This window comes from Clostridium frigoris, assembly GCF_018861865.1.
In the GTDB taxonomy this organism is placed as follows: domain Bacteria; phylum Bacillota; class Clostridia; order Clostridiales; family Clostridiaceae; genus Clostridium_AD; species Clostridium_AD frigoris.
In genome coordinates this window covers 19,279-34,533 of sequence record NZ_JAHLDV010000036.1, presented here as the reverse complement: position 1 = coordinate 34,533, position 15,255 = coordinate 19,279, and the positions used below count along the sequence as shown (strand labels likewise).

General features: G+C 30.2%; 14 protein-coding genes. 9 read left to right on the top strand and 5 right to left on the bottom strand.

What is annotated here, in order from left to right; translation table 11 throughout:
* Positions 1-254 precede the first annotated feature (254 nt).
* Positions 255-764 carry a PDDEXK nuclease domain-containing protein gene (locus KPL37_RS13860; protein WP_343216275.1) on the top strand — a complete coding sequence of 170 codons (510 nt, stop codon included), beginning with the start codon at positions 255-257 and terminating at the stop codon, positions 762-764.
* Positions 765-1,605: 841 nt separating this feature from the next.
* Here the strand turns inward: KPL37_RS13860 and KPL37_RS13855 are convergent.
* Positions 1,606-1,800, bottom strand: coding sequence for a DUF4177 domain-containing protein (locus tag KPL37_RS13855; RefSeq protein WP_216150297.1), 195 nt, complete (start codon positions 1,798-1,800; stop codon positions 1,606-1,608).
* Positions 1,801-1,902: 102 nt separating this feature from the next.
* A complete protein-coding gene (locus KPL37_RS13850) occupies positions 1,903-4,134 on the bottom strand; it encodes a hypothetical protein (RefSeq protein ID WP_216150296.1) in 2,232 nt (743 codons plus the stop codon).
* Between the two features lie 779 nt (positions 4,135-4,913).
* Here KPL37_RS13850 and KPL37_RS13845 point away from each other — a divergent pair.
* The 8 genes from KPL37_RS13845 (at position 4,914) to KPL37_RS13810 (ending at position 12,452) form a co-directional block, all read left to right on the top strand.
* Positions 4,914-5,627 carry a cytochrome c biogenesis CcdA family protein gene (locus tag KPL37_RS13845; RefSeq protein ID WP_216150295.1) on the top strand — a complete coding sequence of 238 codons (714 nt, stop codon included), beginning with the start codon at positions 4,914-4,916 and terminating at the stop codon, positions 5,625-5,627.
* Between the two features lie 18 nt (positions 5,628-5,645).
* On the top strand, positions 5,646-6,197 hold the full coding sequence (locus KPL37_RS13840) for a redoxin family protein (protein WP_216150294.1): 552 nt from the start codon (positions 5,646-5,648) through the stop codon (positions 6,195-6,197).
* Between the two features lie 46 nt (positions 6,198-6,243).
* Complete coding sequence (gene msrA, locus KPL37_RS13835; protein WP_216150293.1) at positions 6,244-7,368, top strand: peptide-methionine (S)-S-oxide reductase MsrA; 1,125 nt, start codon at positions 6,244-6,246, stop codon at positions 7,366-7,368.
* 130 nt (positions 7,369-7,498) lie between these two features.
* Positions 7,499-8,242, top strand: a complete 744-nt coding sequence (locus KPL37_RS13830) for a response regulator transcription factor (RefSeq protein WP_216150292.1) — start codon at positions 7,499-7,501, stop codon at positions 8,240-8,242.
* A gap of 28 nt (positions 8,243-8,270) precedes the next feature.
* Positions 8,271-9,998, top strand: a complete 1,728-nt coding sequence (locus tag KPL37_RS13825; protein ID WP_216150291.1) for a cache domain-containing sensor histidine kinase — start codon at positions 8,271-8,273, stop codon at positions 9,996-9,998.
* Positions 9,999-10,218: 220 nt separating this feature from the next.
* Positions 10,219-10,470: a kinase to dihydroxyacetone kinase gene (locus tag KPL37_RS13820; RefSeq protein WP_216150288.1), complete on the top strand. Its 252-nt coding sequence runs from the start codon at positions 10,219-10,221 to the stop codon at positions 10,468-10,470.
* 576 nt (positions 10,471-11,046) lie between these two features.
* Complete coding sequence (locus tag KPL37_RS13815) at positions 11,047-11,784, top strand: TPM domain-containing protein (protein ID WP_216150286.1); 738 nt, start codon at positions 11,047-11,049, stop codon at positions 11,782-11,784.
* Between the two features lie 104 nt (positions 11,785-11,888).
* Positions 11,889-12,452: a LemA family protein gene (locus KPL37_RS13810; protein WP_216150284.1), complete on the top strand. Its 564-nt coding sequence runs from the start codon at positions 11,889-11,891 to the stop codon at positions 12,450-12,452.
* A 137-nt stretch (positions 12,453-12,589) separates the two neighbouring features.
* Here the strand turns inward: KPL37_RS13810 and KPL37_RS13805 are convergent, their stop codons facing one another.
* The 3 genes from KPL37_RS13805 to KPL37_RS13795 all read right to left on the bottom strand — a co-directional run bounded on the left by KPL37_RS13805 (position 12,590) and on the right by KPL37_RS13795 (position 14,977).
* Positions 12,590-13,336, bottom strand: coding sequence for an amino acid ABC transporter ATP-binding protein (locus KPL37_RS13805; RefSeq protein WP_216150283.1), 747 nt, complete (start codon positions 13,334-13,336; stop codon positions 12,590-12,592).
* A complete protein-coding gene (locus KPL37_RS13800; RefSeq protein ID WP_246578289.1) occupies positions 13,336-13,947 on the bottom strand; it encodes an amino acid ABC transporter permease in 612 nt (203 codons plus the stop codon). Before KPL37_RS13800 ends, KPL37_RS13805 begins: the two co-directional genes overlap by 1 nt.
* A gap of 178 nt (positions 13,948-14,125) precedes the next feature.
* Positions 14,126-14,977: a transporter substrate-binding domain-containing protein gene (locus KPL37_RS13795; RefSeq protein ID WP_216150281.1), complete on the bottom strand. Its 852-nt coding sequence runs from the start codon at positions 14,975-14,977 to the stop codon at positions 14,126-14,128.
* Between the last annotated feature and the right edge of the window lie 278 nt (positions 14,978-15,255).

Genomic DNA, 15,255 nt, shown 5'->3' with positions numbered 1-15,255 from the left:
TTCTTCAGAATACCCAATTTTACTCACCATGATATCTTTCCCCTTTCGTAAAGCCTATACTGTATAATATACTATATTTCTCTCTACGACAACTATCTTAACACATAGGGAATTCAAATTGGTCTGTTAGAGAGCTTAAAAGACAAATTTCAACTTCACTTTTTGAACGATTATTACTTTCAAACGGTGATGGTAATAAAGAAAAGGTTTTAGAACTTTCAAAGATAGGTATAACCTTTAATAATCCTAAGGATATGCTAAAAGATCCTTATGTTTTTGAGTTTTTAGGACTTCCTGAAGACAAGCCTATTTTAGAAAAAGATTTGGAAAAAGCCCTTATAGTACAAATTGAAAATTTTTTACTTGAGCTAGGTAGAGGATTTATGTTTGTAGGATCGCAGCAAAAAATAACACTTGGAAATAAACATTATTATGTAGATTTAGTTTTTTATAATAAAATATTAAAAGCATATGTATTAATAGATTTAAAAATGACAAACTTAATGCCAGAGCATTTTGGGCAAATGAATATGTATGTTAATTATTATGCGGCTGAAGTAAGCGATGAAGGGGATAATCCACCTATAGGTATATTACTTTGCACAAGTAAAGATGAAATTGTAGCTGAGTATGCTCTTGGAGGATTAAGTACAAATATATTTGTATCGACCTATGTAAAGTACATACCAGATAAAGAGCAGTTAATAAAGCAAGTTGAATATGTTCTAAATAAAAATAAGCAATGTGATGAGGATACTAACTAATATATATAAATTATATATTAGATCGATATTATATAATAGATCGAAATATAAAAAGACAATAAATTTATGACACCTGTGGTGACACAAATTACTTGTAAGTGTTAGATCAAGAGCGCAATAAGAAAATGAAAATCCAAGTATAGGTATTATTCTTTGTGCTAATAAGGATGATGAGGTTAGGAGTTTATAAAAAGTGTATTATGGAAGTAAGGGACTAGCTTTAGTAGATGGACTTTATTAAATACCAGTAGCTAGGTTAAAAGAAGGTAGCTAAAGATAAGAATATTGATTTTGAATTTGGTTCATCGCCTAGTAATTTGGTGATAGTAATTGTGGACAAGTAAATTTTTTATCATGATATTGTGGATAAAATGCTTATTGTTCCAGTGTGAATCAGGCATAAGCTATCTTTCTAGTTTTTAACAAGTTAAATGGAAATCAAATGAATTCCCATTTAGTATATTCGTATATTCAATTCTTTTAAACTAAGTAGAGTATAGTAATTTGTTTTAATTTAAGTTATTATTCTTTGTATTATCACATACCATTGTTTCAAAGCATTTGAGTGATAATTTTTACAGTGAAGGAGATATTCTTAAGACGATTATTCTGCTGACCTCGCAAGTTAGCACGCAAGCAACCCCGCAAGCACCCCGCAAGTTACCATGCAGGCCACCATGCAAGCTAACATGCAAGCTGATGAAAAAATAAAAGAATTATTCTGGTTTTGAATGATACCAACAACAAACCAGAAAATTAAGTATATAAATACGGAATGTTCATAAGGGGAACATTCCCTTATGAACATTTCGAAATAAACATTAATGTATTGAGAGCATACTTATTTCCTTCTTTTAAAAACTGCGACAATTTCTCTACATTTTCCACCATCTTGAGTAGTTGAGAAACACGACACTAATTCCCAACCTTGTTCTCCAAAGTTATTAAGTTCATTATCAAAATGACTTGTATCTAGTACTCCGCCCATAAACCCTTTTGATTCAAATTTAATACTTGTATATTCCCACTTTTCCAAAACATCCACCTCAATTCACATATTTTATTTTAGTTAATACAAAACCTAAACACAATATTGTAAAATTGTTTTCTAATTTAATTATATAGCTTATTAATCTAACTAATCTATCATATTATCATCTGCTATAAAATCAACATCAACATTCTTCTCGCGAAGCTTATTAATATAAACAACTGCACACCTAAAAGTCTTTTTATTCTTTGGATTTTCTTGTCTCACTGAAAAATTCACAGGCTTATTGTAGGATTTACAATATTGCATATTACTTAATTGTTTTTTGAAACTACTCAGTGGCAACACCTCATGAGTCACATTATGCTCTCTACAGTACTTTACAAATCTATCGTAAAAGCATGTATAATTAAGGCGAAGCACGAAATCTCCGTCTAAATCTAGCACTGCATCATAGTCGATATTTCTATAAAGCTCATTATTAGCTGCCATACGATTCATAGTTTCGAAATTTTGTTCTATAACTGTTTTATTCGATGTTCCTCCATCTAACAAGTCCTCATAAGCCCCTGTTTCTATTGAGGAAATAATTTCTTTCATGGTAAAACCTGTGCACTCTTGCATGTTCAAATCTAAATTATTAAATACCCTCTTAAGTAAAGCTATCCCAATCATACAGTTAGCTATGGAGTTTTTAACTCTGTCATTTTTAATATTATTACTAATGGCTTTTTCAAAAATTGCACTATGGATTTCTTTGATTTTATCCTCTTCCATTTTTAAGGCCTCCTTCAAAAGACTCGCTCCAAGTTTATTAAGTAAAATAGAATTTTCCTTTAATTTTTCTAGACTTTCTTTGGTTTCTTCATCAAAATAGGAAGTTGCAAATATAACTCGAAGGCTCCTTCCTACATTAGCCGTTTCCTCAATACCTGCTTCTCCGGATAAAATCACTGAAGCTCTTGGAATAAAAGTTCTATTTTTATCTAAGGTGGCTACCCCTTTTATTCCTTTGTAGTTATCATAGGAATTTCTCATAACCCCAGATATTAAATCCACTTTATTTTTACCTATTATGTGAGGCTTGTACTCTTCTAAAATAAGAGGTATAAAATTACTACTGCTGGCGGTTTTGTTTAAGGCAAAGTCTGTACATTGTGCTGCATTTAATATTCCATCTTCCATGCACAATATAGGCGTAATAATATATTTTACAGCACTACTTTTGCCACTACTACTTTCACCTTCTATTAAAAGATGGTTATATTGAATTTTATTGTGTTTAAGCTTTTCTTTGAGAAACAAACCACATACATAACCTAATATGGCTGCAGTATTTTTAAGTATACTAAATTTAAATAAATATGGTGCAACTTCTAAGAGCTCTTCTTTTGTTATAACATCGTTCTTTAGAATGTTAGTATTAAGCTCTGCATATTGATTTTGCATAGCTATATCTAGCGTGGGCTTCCCCTCAGAATTCAAAGCACCATGCTCAGTTACGAAGCACCACTGATTATTAAGTTTATGAAAACCACTGAAACAAACGCCCTTTCTTGTATCACTAGTTTTACTTGAAATAATAAATCTTATATATTGAAGGTCCTCAACTCTTCCTATATAAAAAGTCTTAAAGCTGTTTAGTGCTCTTCTAAAAGATAATACATCATCAAAATCGGAGGTCTTAAATGTCCTCTCGCCTATAATTCCTTCTTCTGTAATAATATTACCTACAATTTGAGTGTCACCTTCATTTTCAATATAATATTTAGGATTAATAATAAAATTAGAAATATTAATTATCTGCTTTTTATAATATTTATAGTAACAAAACTCATTTTCATAAATATTCCCTATAGGTTTGTTCTGCACTACTTCACTTTCTACTGTTTCATCTGCTGTATTAACCAAAGTTATTAATTCTTCAAGAGTGCCTCCATTTCCCACCCAATCTACAATATCTTCTTTAAGTTTTAAGCCTGGAAGGTTTATTATTTTTATAGATTTGACCTCGTTTTTTATAACACGTAGAACATCATTTGCATAAGCTTTACCACTTTCATCATTATCAGGTAGAATTACTATATTGGCGGACCTTAAAGAAGCAACATAATTCCCATTTTGGAATCCATCTATACCCTCGTTATACGAGGATTCACTTAAAATATCACCTTTAGCTCCACAACCAAAGCAGTTCCAGTACCTTCCGCTGCTTCCTGGAACTATCGCTGCACTTGGATCCTGATCTTTATGGCTATGTGCATTTTTATTAAAACAGGTAAATTTTCTATTTTTATTCTTACTGCTATGTTCCATTATGTAATCTTTTAAATGATCCTGTATTTTGTTTATAGTACTTTCTGTAATTTTATTTTTCATAAATTTTTAAACCCCCTAATTACTTTTGTACGGCTTATTTCTAAGCAATATTTTATTAAAAGTAGTTAACTACTTATACCTTCTTACTTTTGTGCGGCTTACATCAATAAGCATTATCTCTAGGATAAATCCCTGAAAAATAACAGGAATAATGAATGCATTACACTTTCAGTAAAGATATATGACCTTTCGCCGTAGTTTTGCAAAAAAAATCTTAAATTATTACGAGAAATTTCAAATTATAGTAATCTTGTAACTAAATATGAGATGTGTAATTAGCTTAGCTCATTGATATATAAGGGTTTATAAGTGATTTGCTTATTGCATTACAAATTTATCATGGGGGGGAGGCAGCCTATTAGAGTTTTTTAATTTTAATTTTCACTTATATAGAAAAATTTATGCTTATATATATAAGGTATTATTGTTTTTTTGTAATATATATATAGATTTAGATTCTAATGTAGATATCTTAAGGGTTTAAGATGATTACAAGAGAGGGTAATAAATTGTAAGGACGGAGTAATTTATAGTGCTAATAAATTTTTTTGTTACTAAGAAGAAACAAATTACATAATTCTTTTATGGATATTATGGGAAAGAAAATTATTGACAAGCTATTATAAGAAATGAAAATTAAAGTTATGGATATGCATCGGTGGATAACTCTCACCAATATAGAATAATCAAATAATTACATTATCATATTCTATGTATTAACCTTATATATATTATTATAATAGTATTATAAACATAATAAAAATAAAGGTGGTGGTGGAATGTTAACTAATCAAATATTCATGAGTACGGTTTTTGTAGCTGGAATCTTTTCTTTCTTTTCACCGTGCTTAGTACCTTTACTTCCAGTTTATATTTCAATTTTTGCAGGAAATCAAAATAATAAGAATAAAGATAAATATATAAAAAAATTAGGTAGGCTAAGTATAAATCTGATAGTTATAGCAAAGACATTAGTTTTTGTTTTCGGAATATCTACAAGTTTTATAATATTAGGATTTGGTGCAGGTTCTCTTGGAACTTTAATCAATAGTAAACTGTTTATAACATTTTGTGGTGTTGTAGTTATTATTTTAGGTATTCATCAAACTGGATTAGTTCATTTAAAAGGTTTAGATAGAGAAAGAAGATTAATTTTAAAGAGTGATAATGGAATACTTGGAATATTCCTTTTAGGATTTTCATTTAGTTTTGGTTGGACTCCATGTATAGGACCTATACTTGCAGCGGTACTTGGAATTTCAGCAACAGGAGGTCAGGCATTATATGGAGTATGGCTTATGATAATTTACTCATTAGGTTTAATGATTCCTTTTCTAGTAATTGCAATTTTCTCAGATGTGCTACTTAGGCATGTTAAAAAGTTAAATAAACATTTAGAAAAGATAAAAATTGTTGGTGGAATAATCATAATTTTAATGGGTATATTGCTTATGAATAATAGCTTAAATTTGATTACAAAATTGTTTGAATAAAATAGGAGGGGAAATATAATGATAAATATAAAAATAATAGGTACATTATTGGTAGCTAGTTTAATAACTTTAAGTTTAGCTGGATGCGCTAAAAGTAATAAAGCTAATGTTGAAAATAAAACAAATAGTGAAGCAAAAGTAACGAATCAGGGCTTAAGAGCAGCTGATTTTGAATTAAAAGATCTTAAAGGTGTAAATCATAAGTTATCTGATTATGCTGGCAAAAAAGTGTATTTAAAGTATTGGGCATCTTGGTGTCCTATATGCCTCTCAGGCTTAGATGAAATTAATACATTGTCCCTACCTGATAAAGATTTTGTAGTAATTACTATAGTATCTCCAGGTTTTAGGGGAGAGAAGAATTCAGAGGATTTTAAAAAATGGTTTAGTGGTTTAGATTATAAGAATATAACTGTACTTTTAGATGAGAATGGAACCATAGCTAATAAGTATGAAATTCGAGGGTATCCAACTTCAGTAGTTATAGGAAGCGATGGAACGTTAGTTAAAACATTAGTAGGTCACAAGAGTAATGAAGAGATTAAGGCTGAATTTAAGAATGTAAAATAAATCGACGTAGCGTGTTATACAATAGATTGTGAGAGGTGGTAATTTTATGAAAACTAATTTTTTAGGAATAATTATAGGGATAGTTTTTATAGTAGTGGCTGTGTTTTTACTGCCTATTTTATCAAAAGTAAAAACTAAAGGTAATAATGGATCTAATGTAGCAACTAAAACATCAAAGATTCCGACAAATCCTAATACTAATATAAAGTACGATAAATCGAAATTAAAAGAAGTATGGCTTGCAGGTGGATGCTTTTGGGGAGTTGAAGCATATATGGCTAGAATATATGGTGTATATGATGTGACTTCAGGTTATGCTAATGGTAATAAAGATAATCCAACTTATGAAGAGGTGAGCTCCGGAAAAACAAATTTTGCGGAGACAGTGCATGTACGATATGATCCAGGTAGGGTTAGTTTAGAGACTCTTTTAACTGATTTTTTTAAGGTAATAGACCCAACTTCTCAAAATAGACAAGGAAATGATGCTGGTAGCCAATATCGGTCAGGTATATACTATAAGAACGAGAAGGATAAGATAGTAATTGATAAAGTGATTAAAAAGCAGCAAGAGAAATATACATCTAAGATTTACACTGAAAATTTACCTTTAAAGAACTTCTTTTTAGCAGAAGAATATCATCAAGATTACTTGGAGAAAAACCCAAATGGGTATTGTCATATAGATTTCTCAAAGCTTAGTGATAATGAAGTAACTATAGATGTTAAAAAATACCCTAGACCTAGTAATGAGGAGTTAAAATCGAAATTGACAGATGTTCAATATAGCTTGGCAGTTGAGAATAATACTGAAAAAGCATTTGCCAATGAGTATTCAAGTAACGTTGCAGCTGGGTTATATGTAGATGTAGTAACAGGTGAACCACTATTCTCGTCGATTGATAAGTATGACTCAGGATGTGGATGGCCTAGTTTTACTAAACCTATAACACCTGAGGTGATTACACTTAAAGAGGATAAAAGTTATAATATGGTTAGAACTGAGGTTAGGAGTAGAAGTGGAAATATACATTTAGGTCATGTATTTGATGATGGGCCAAAAGATAAGGGTGGAAAGAGATATTGTATAAATAGTGCTTCTATAAAATTTATTCCAATGGATAAAATGGAAGGTGCAGGTTATGGATATCTTCTTAACTTAATTAAATAGATTTTTAAAGGGTTGATTTAGGTCAACCTTTTATTTATAGTTAAGAACTTTTTGAAAGCATACGATAATAAATAGAGTATAGTTATTAAAATTAAGATGAATAATTAAAATAGTAGGATGTGTAGAGATTATGTATAAGTTATTAATAGTTGAGGATGAGTATATTATCAGAAAAGGGATTCTATCTTTTGTTAACTTTAAAGAACTAAATATATATAAGGTATTAGAAGCTGGTGATGGGAAAGCTGCTTTAGAAATTTTTAAACAAGAATTACCTGATTTAATTCTAGCAGATATTAATATGCCTAAAATAAATGGTTTGGAATTTGCTGCAGCTTGTAAATCTATAAAACCCGATGTAAAAATAGGTATTGTTACGGGTTATGATTATTTTGAGTATGCTCAAACAGCTTTAAAACTGGGGGTAGATGATTATATCTTAAAACCTGCATCTAAAAAAGATATAGGCGAGGTTCTTGCTAAATTAATTAGTAAGATAAGTGAAGAAAAATATATTCAGGAGATAAGATCTATTGTTAGTGGGCTTAAAAATAAGCCTAATTTAGAGGATGATAATGGATACAAGACAAAAATACAAAAGGAGATTGAAGATAATATTTCTAATCCTCAGTTATCTTTAACTTTAATAGCAGATAAAATGGGTCTTAGCTTTGGATATTTTAGTAACCTTTTTAAAAAACTAATGGGTGTTTCTTTTCAGGAATTTGTATTTAATGAAAGGATGGAAAGGGCGAAAAAAATATTACTTAGTTCAGATATGAAAAATGATGAAATAGCACAGGTTGTGGGATTTGAAGATCCCAACTATTTCAGTACTGCTTTTAAAAAGAAATACGGGTTATCTCCTAATTAATATAAAGAGAAAGTAAGAGGATAAATTTATGACAAAACCTAAGATTTATAATAAAATAACATTTCAAATTACAAGCTTTTATTTTATAGCAAGTTTAATAGCTATTATTCTAATGGGATTTATTCTGTACAATAGTTTTTTTTATATAGAACTCAATAAAGATTTAGAGGATACAAAAATAGGTGTAGAGAAAAGTGGAAGTTATGTGGAACTTTACGTGGACAAACTAAAGGTAATATCTAATATTTTGATTAAGAATAATGAAACTATAAAATATTTAACAGGAAAAGAAAGTGTAGAGCCCACGCGAAATTTAAATTTTTTATTAAATAATACAATCGAAAGTGATTCATCTATAAAATCTATTATTATTGTAGGTAAAGATGGGAGGCTTATATCTAATGAAAAAAAATTAAATATGTCTATGTCTAGTGATATGATGATGGAGCAATGGTATGTGAATGCTATTCATAGTAATAACATGCCCATTTTGACAAAGGCTAGGATGCAAAATTTTTCAATGGATAAAGATAATTGGGTTATTTCAATTAGTCAGGAAATAAGAGATATAAAAGGTAATAATCTAGGGGTGCTATTAATAGATGTTAGGTATAAAATTGTTGATAACTTTTTAAATGACTTAAATTTAGGGGATAAAGATTATGTTTTTATATTAAATGATATAAATGAAGTGGTTTATCATAAAGATAAAAATTATTTTGTAAGTCCGAAACTTCAAGATAATTTAATAAAACAGAGTAAAATGCAAATGGGGTACGATAAAAAAAAGAAAATGGTAATTCAGAGTTATAAAATTAAAAACACTGATTGGACTTTATTTGGAGTGTCAAGCTTAAATGAACTACAAGTGATGAGAAAAAATTTAATGGAAACTGTAGTTGTTATAAGCATTGTGTTCCTATCTATAATTGCTTATAGTGGAAGTTATTTTGCAGGACGGATAACTAGGCCAATAGCAAAATTAGAAGAGGCTATGAGAAATATTGAAGATGATTTTACTCCAGTGGTGTTAGATGAAAAAGGTTGTTATGAGGTACTAAGTTTAGCTACTCATTTTAATAATATGATAAAAAGAATAAAAACACTTTTAGAAGAAATAATTCAAAAGGAAAAATATTTGAGAACCTCAGAGTTAAATGCGTTGCATAGCCAAATAAACCCTCATTTCTTGTACAATACATTAGATACAATTGCTTGGATGGCAGAGTTTAAAGATACTCCAAAAGTCGTATCACTTACAAAAGCGTTAGCTCAATTCTTTAGATTATCACTAAATGGAGGGAATGAGATAACAACTGTATTTAATGAAATAGAACATATAAAGCAATATCTATATATTCAGCAGCAGAGATATGGCGATAAGTTGAGTTGTGAAATTAATTATGATGATAACATAAGTAAGGAAAAAATTCTAAAAATTATTATCCAACCTATTGTAGAAAATGCGATTTACCATGGAATCAGGCAAGTGGATAGAAAAGGAATTATACTTATAAATGTAAAAAAAGAGGGCAAAGACATTATATTTACAATAAGGGATAACGGGAATGGTTTTGATTTAAGTATATTAAAAAGTGAAAAATCTACTAAAGATATTAAGCTTGGCGGAGTAGGAATAAAGAACGTTGATAAACGGATAAAATTATATTATGGCGAAGAATATGGTGTAAATATAGAGTCCATTATAGGTGTGGGTACTACAGTTTATATAAGAGTATGCACAGAGAAAGCTTAGCTACTAACATTAAGAATACTTCCTCAGGCAATTTATTTTACTTTATCTAATGAAGGTTAATAGTTAATTATGCTTCTTTGTTTATGAACTAATAATAATGCGGTAATTTGTATTTGTAAGGACTTATTTTTAATTAATAATAAATATTGATAAACACAAGATCAAAAGAAAAATATGATATAATAATTTATAGATTAGAAAGAAAAAAGGAGAGTGTATTATGATTGAATACAAATTTGATACCCAATTATTAATCGAAGGACATAATCTTTCTGAAGATACAATAAACGAATATATTACAAAGAATATTGAAGGTGATTGTTTGCTTGCTGTTGGTGACGATGAATTGATTAAAATCCATTTTCACACTAATACACCATGGAAGGTGTTTGAGTATTGTACTTCTTTGGGAGAAATTTATGATATCGTTGTAGAAAATATGGAACGTCAAACCTTGGGCCTCAAAGGTTAGATGCATGTTTTCCAGTACACCAAATGACTGGGAATACAGTTGCAGCTGGTCTAAATAATATTTTTTAAGAACAAAAAGGGAATTCAATAAATGAATTCCCTTTTAATATATTCGTATATTTAATTTTAAATTAAGTAGAGTGTAGCAATTTATTTTAATTTAAGTTATTTTACTTTGTCTTATCACATATCTTAAAGACCTCTTATTTATAAACTTTTGCTACCCTCTAAAAACTCTGAAGATTTAATTTTGTACATTGGACTATCCCCTTTTTATTAGCGATTTTTTTACTTAATCTAATGAAGGTTAATAGTTAATTTTGCTTCTTTGTTTATGGACTAATAATAACACGGCAATCGATATTTGTAAAGACTTATTTTTAATTAATAATAGATATTCACAAATGAAAAGTTAAGAGATAGTGTTTTTGTAATATATTATAATTAATTATATGATACAATTATATGTATAATAGACAAATTTCAGTTGTAGATGATGAGCCTTTAATAAGAAATCATAGATTTGATTGTTATTGATGTTAAAAATTTATTTGAACGATTTAGAAGGAGAGTTTAGATGTTTAAGAAGAAACTACTAATATTATTTTATGTTTTGATAGCAGTACTAATATTTCAGGTACCAGTACTTGCAGCAGAAGACCAATTACCAGACAAACCAACTAATAATATCTATGTTCAGGATAATGCTAAAATACTAAATGCAACTGAAATTCAAAAGTTAGTAGCAAATAGTACAAGCTTAAATAAGCAAAAGGGAATACAACTTGCAATACTGACTTTAGATGTAATTCCTAATGGCTACGACTTAGAATCATATTCTAATGCAGTATTTAAAAAGTGGGGAATTGGAGGCAAAGAGTCAAACAAAGGTTTATTATTTGTTTATGTAACTGATACTGATAATATTAGATTAGAGGTAGGATATGGTTTAGAAGGTGACATCCCAGATATAACAGCTAAAAGTATTCTACAAAAAGTTCATCCAGTATTAAGAGAAAAAAAGTATTCGCAGGCACTTAATATGATTTATCCACTAATAAGTGATGCTAAACTTCAAACAGCGCAAATACCTAAAAAATCTATATTTACCGCGGGTAACCTGTTCAAAGTACTTATCATGTTAGGTATACTCGTAGCAATATTTAAAAAACCAAATAGACAGCATCGCGATTATGGTGGTGGTTTTGGTGGTGGTTTTGGTGGTGGATTCGGAGGCGGTTTCGGAGGTGGTTTCGGTGGCGGAGGCGACAGCTTTGGCGGAGGAGACTCTGGAGGCGGAGGAGCTTCTGACTGACTAGATTAATATAATTCAAAGAGTTAATGTAACAAAGCGGTGAAGCAACGATGATGCAGTATTTTTTATACAAAAACAATATGGATACATAAGGGGACATTAAAATGACAAAATCGAACAAAACATTACTAATAATAGGTGCAATAGTTGTAGTATTAGTATTATCCGTAATAGGTTCATATAATGGAATGGTAAAATCAAGGGTTAATGTAACAACGCAGCAAAGTAACATTGATACTGTATTGCAAAGAAGAGCAGATTTAATACCGAACATAGTAAGTACTGTTAAAGCATATGCAAAGCATGAGACTGACATATTTACAAGTATTTCAACTTCAAGAGCAACAATGATGGGTGCAGGAACTACTAAAGATAAGTTAAATGCAGATACTAAGTTAACTGCTGGTTTAGGAAAATTAATGGCTGTAGTAGAAGCTTACCCAGATTTGAAAGCAAATGAACAGTTTACAGCACTAACTACTGAATTAGAAGGTTCAGAAAATAGAGTTTCTGTAGCAAGAAAGAATTATAATGATGCAGTAGGAAGTTATAATACTAAAATAGGTACATTTCCAAATAATATAATAGCAGGTATGTTTGGATTTAAACAAGCAGAGTTATTTAAAGCAACATCAGGTGCTAATGTAGTACCTAAAGTAACATTCTAATACAGCATATCCAATGCAATTAGCAGTATTAAAAGGCATAGCTATGCTATGATTTTTAACAACAAAAAATGGAATTCAATAAATGAATTCCATTTTAATTTGATAATACTTGATGCAATCATGCCAAAAATATCTTTTTATGAATTTTCATCTCCAATTATTCTTGAAAGGAAAGATTTCGTTCGTTCATTTTTGGGATTTGTAAAAATTTCTTCTGGATTGTTTTCTTCAACAATATATCCTTCATCCATAAAAACAACTCTATCTGAAACTTCTCTTGCAAAGTCCATTTCATGAGTTACCACTATCATAGTCATACCTTCATTTGCGAGTGTTTTCATTACTTCAAGAACATCTCCAACAAGCTCTGGATCTAATGCAGAGGTAGGCTCGTCAAAAAGCAAAACCTTGGGTTCCATTGCAAGGGCTCTAGCTATTGCAACACGCTGTTGCTCACCACCGGATAGTGTGGAAGGCATTGCAAGTGCTTTGTCTTCTAGTCCTACTTTTTTAAGCAATTCAAGTGCTTTTTTTTCAGCTTCATGTTTTGATTTTTTGTTGGTTAAAACTGGTGCAAGCATAATGTTTTTTAGAACACTTTTCATTGGAAACAAGTTAAAATTTTGAAATGTCATACCAACTTCTTCACGAAACTTTCGCAGATCATGATTCCTACGACCAATATTTTTACCCTTGTAAAAGATAGTTCCACCGGACTGTAACTCCAACTGGTTAATACAACGAAGCAGGGTGCTTTTACCTGAACCAGAGGGACCGATAATGCAGATAACTTCCCCCTCGGTAACTTCTAGGTTAATATCTTTAAGAACCTCTAAATCACCAAAACTTTTAGATAATTTATTTATTTTTATTAAAGTATCCATCAACTAATCCTCCTTTCGACTTGCTTTTGGATGATAATGAGAACTGAAATTATCACCATGTAGAAGAGCGCGCCAGCGGTATAAGCATTTATCGTATTAAAACTTAATGCTGCATAATTTTGGATCTGTTTTGTTATTTCATTTACAACGATTATAGAAAGTATTGCCGTGTCCTTAACAGAAATAATAAACTGATTGAACAAAGCTGGTATCATTGAGCGAAAAGCAGGCGGAATAATTACGTGTATTAGAGTCTGAAAAGGTGTAAGACCAAGAGACAATCCTGCTTCTTTCTGACCAGGTTCAATTCCTTGTAGAGCGCCACGTACTATTTCAGCAATAAATGCTCCGGAATTCAAAAGTATAACTATAATTCCCGAAATATTGCTACCTAAATCTATACCTGTAATTTCTGGTACAACAAAGTATACATATAAAGCTTGCACAATTATAGGCGTAGAACGAATAATCCATATATATATGTTAGCGATAAACTTTGCAACTTTATTTTTACATTGAAGTGCGTAGCCAGAAACGCATCCTAGCATAAATCCAATCAGTATACCGAATACTGAAATTTCTACAGTTACTTTAAATCCCCTAAGAAGCATGGGGAACAATACATTTAGAAAACTTAAATCCATAATACACTCCTTTTTTAACTATTTACTCTATTTTGATATTTATTAAAACAAAGGCTTTTTCAATTAATCCATGTTTTGCGATGCAACTTAAGCATTTGCATGAATTTTTTGAAAAAGCTGTATATCTACATTTTATGTAGATATATTACTTTAACCATTTTTTTTCTAATTTAGCCATTGTACCATCGTCTTTTAATTTTTTTACTGCTGCGTTCATAATGCTTAGCAACTTAGGATTTTTTTTAGAGGCATCAAAAGAAATTGCAATCGCATAAGGTGTCTGCTCTTTAGCAAACTGATCTCCAATCATTTTAAGGTTTGAATCTTTTTTATTTTTAATATAAAATTTAGTACCAGGTGCATCATAAACCATTGCATCTACCTTGCCTTGTTCAAGTGATTGGAGGGCTGTTGTAATAGAATCATGTACTTGAATACTGCTTGCAGGTACGTTTGCACCAGTCAGGAATAGATGACTAGCATCTCCCTTCTGTACTGCAATTTTGTATTTACCACTCTTAAGGCTGTCAATTCCTATTATCTCTTTTGGACTAGTTTTTTTATTAACAATTACTGACAGGCCTGCATTATAGTAAGTATCAGTAAAATCCATTCCCTTTTTTCTTGTATCTGTTGCACAAATGGCTGCTATTGAAATGTCAAGTTTACCTACAGCAAGAGATGTAGTAAGCGGACCATAGTCCATAGACTGTACGTTGCCAGTTTGTATTTTAAAGCCTAAAACATTCTGCAATTCATGAAGTAAATCCATGTCAAAACCTACTATGTTTTTTCCATTACTATCGAAATAAGAAAATGGAGCATATGTACCAGAAGTTCCTATTTTATATGTATAATCTTTCAAAGCACCTTTAAGTGTTCCAGTATAAGGAGTAGACGTAGTCTCTTTCTTTACGTCATTAGTGTTACCGCAACCAACTAAAGATACAGTAAAAATTGAAACTAACAATATTGAAAATAATTTTTTCGTTAACATTTTTTTAATTAAGATTACCTCCTCTAAATTTAATGGATATGGTGTTTATGATAACAGGCGGTTGATAAATTGTCAATTAACTGTAAATTACTTATAATAATTCTTTTTATTTACAGTTAAATATTACTTTAAATGGTTAAGACTGTTGAATAAGTTACTATAACATAATTTACTCAGTTTATTTATTCACCAGTCTTGATTTATTTATTCACGAGTCTTGATTTATTTTTAAAAAGGTAGTATATTAGTACAGTACTATAGTGTACTAAGTAGTACTT

Bases quoted from the DNA above. Each gene is read 5' to 3' on its own strand.
- KPL37_RS13860 (WP_343216275.1), top strand. From the start codon at position 255: ATGCTAAAAGATCCTTATGTTTTTGAGTTTTTAGGACTTCCTGAAGAC.
- KPL37_RS13850 (WP_216150296.1), bottom strand. From the start codon at position 4,134: ATGAAAAATAAAATTACAGAAAGTACTATAAACAAAATACAGGATCAT.
- KPL37_RS13845 (WP_216150295.1), top strand. From the start codon at position 4,914: ATGTTAACTAATCAAATATTCATGAGTACGGTTTTTGTAGCTGGAATC.
- KPL37_RS13840 (WP_216150294.1), top strand. From the start codon at position 5,646: ATGATAAATATAAAAATAATAGGTACATTATTGGTAGCTAGTTTAATA.
- msrA (WP_216150293.1), top strand. From the start codon at position 6,244: ATGAAAACTAATTTTTTAGGAATAATTATAGGGATAGTTTTTATAGTA.
- KPL37_RS13830 (WP_216150292.1), top strand. From the start codon at position 7,499: ATGTATAAGTTATTAATAGTTGAGGATGAGTATATTATCAGAAAAGGG.
- KPL37_RS13825 (WP_216150291.1), top strand. From the start codon at position 8,271: ATGACAAAACCTAAGATTTATAATAAAATAACATTTCAAATTACAAGC.
- KPL37_RS13820 (WP_216150288.1), top strand. From the start codon at position 10,219: ATGATTGAATACAAATTTGATACCCAATTATTAATCGAAGGACATAAT.
- KPL37_RS13815 (WP_216150286.1), top strand. From the start codon at position 11,047: ATGTTTAAGAAGAAACTACTAATATTATTTTATGTTTTGATAGCAGTA.
- KPL37_RS13810 (WP_216150284.1), top strand. From the start codon at position 11,889: ATGACAAAATCGAACAAAACATTACTAATAATAGGTGCAATAGTTGTA.
- KPL37_RS13805 (WP_216150283.1), bottom strand. From the start codon at position 13,336: ATGGATACTTTAATAAAAATAAATAAATTATCTAAAAGTTTTGGTGAT.
- KPL37_RS13800 (WP_246578289.1), bottom strand. From the start codon at position 13,947: ATGCTTCTTAGGGGATTTAAAGTAACTGTAGAAATTTCAGTATTCGGT.
- KPL37_RS13795 (WP_216150281.1), bottom strand. From the start codon at position 14,977: ATGTTAACGAAAAAATTATTTTCAATATTGTTAGTTTCAATTTTTACT.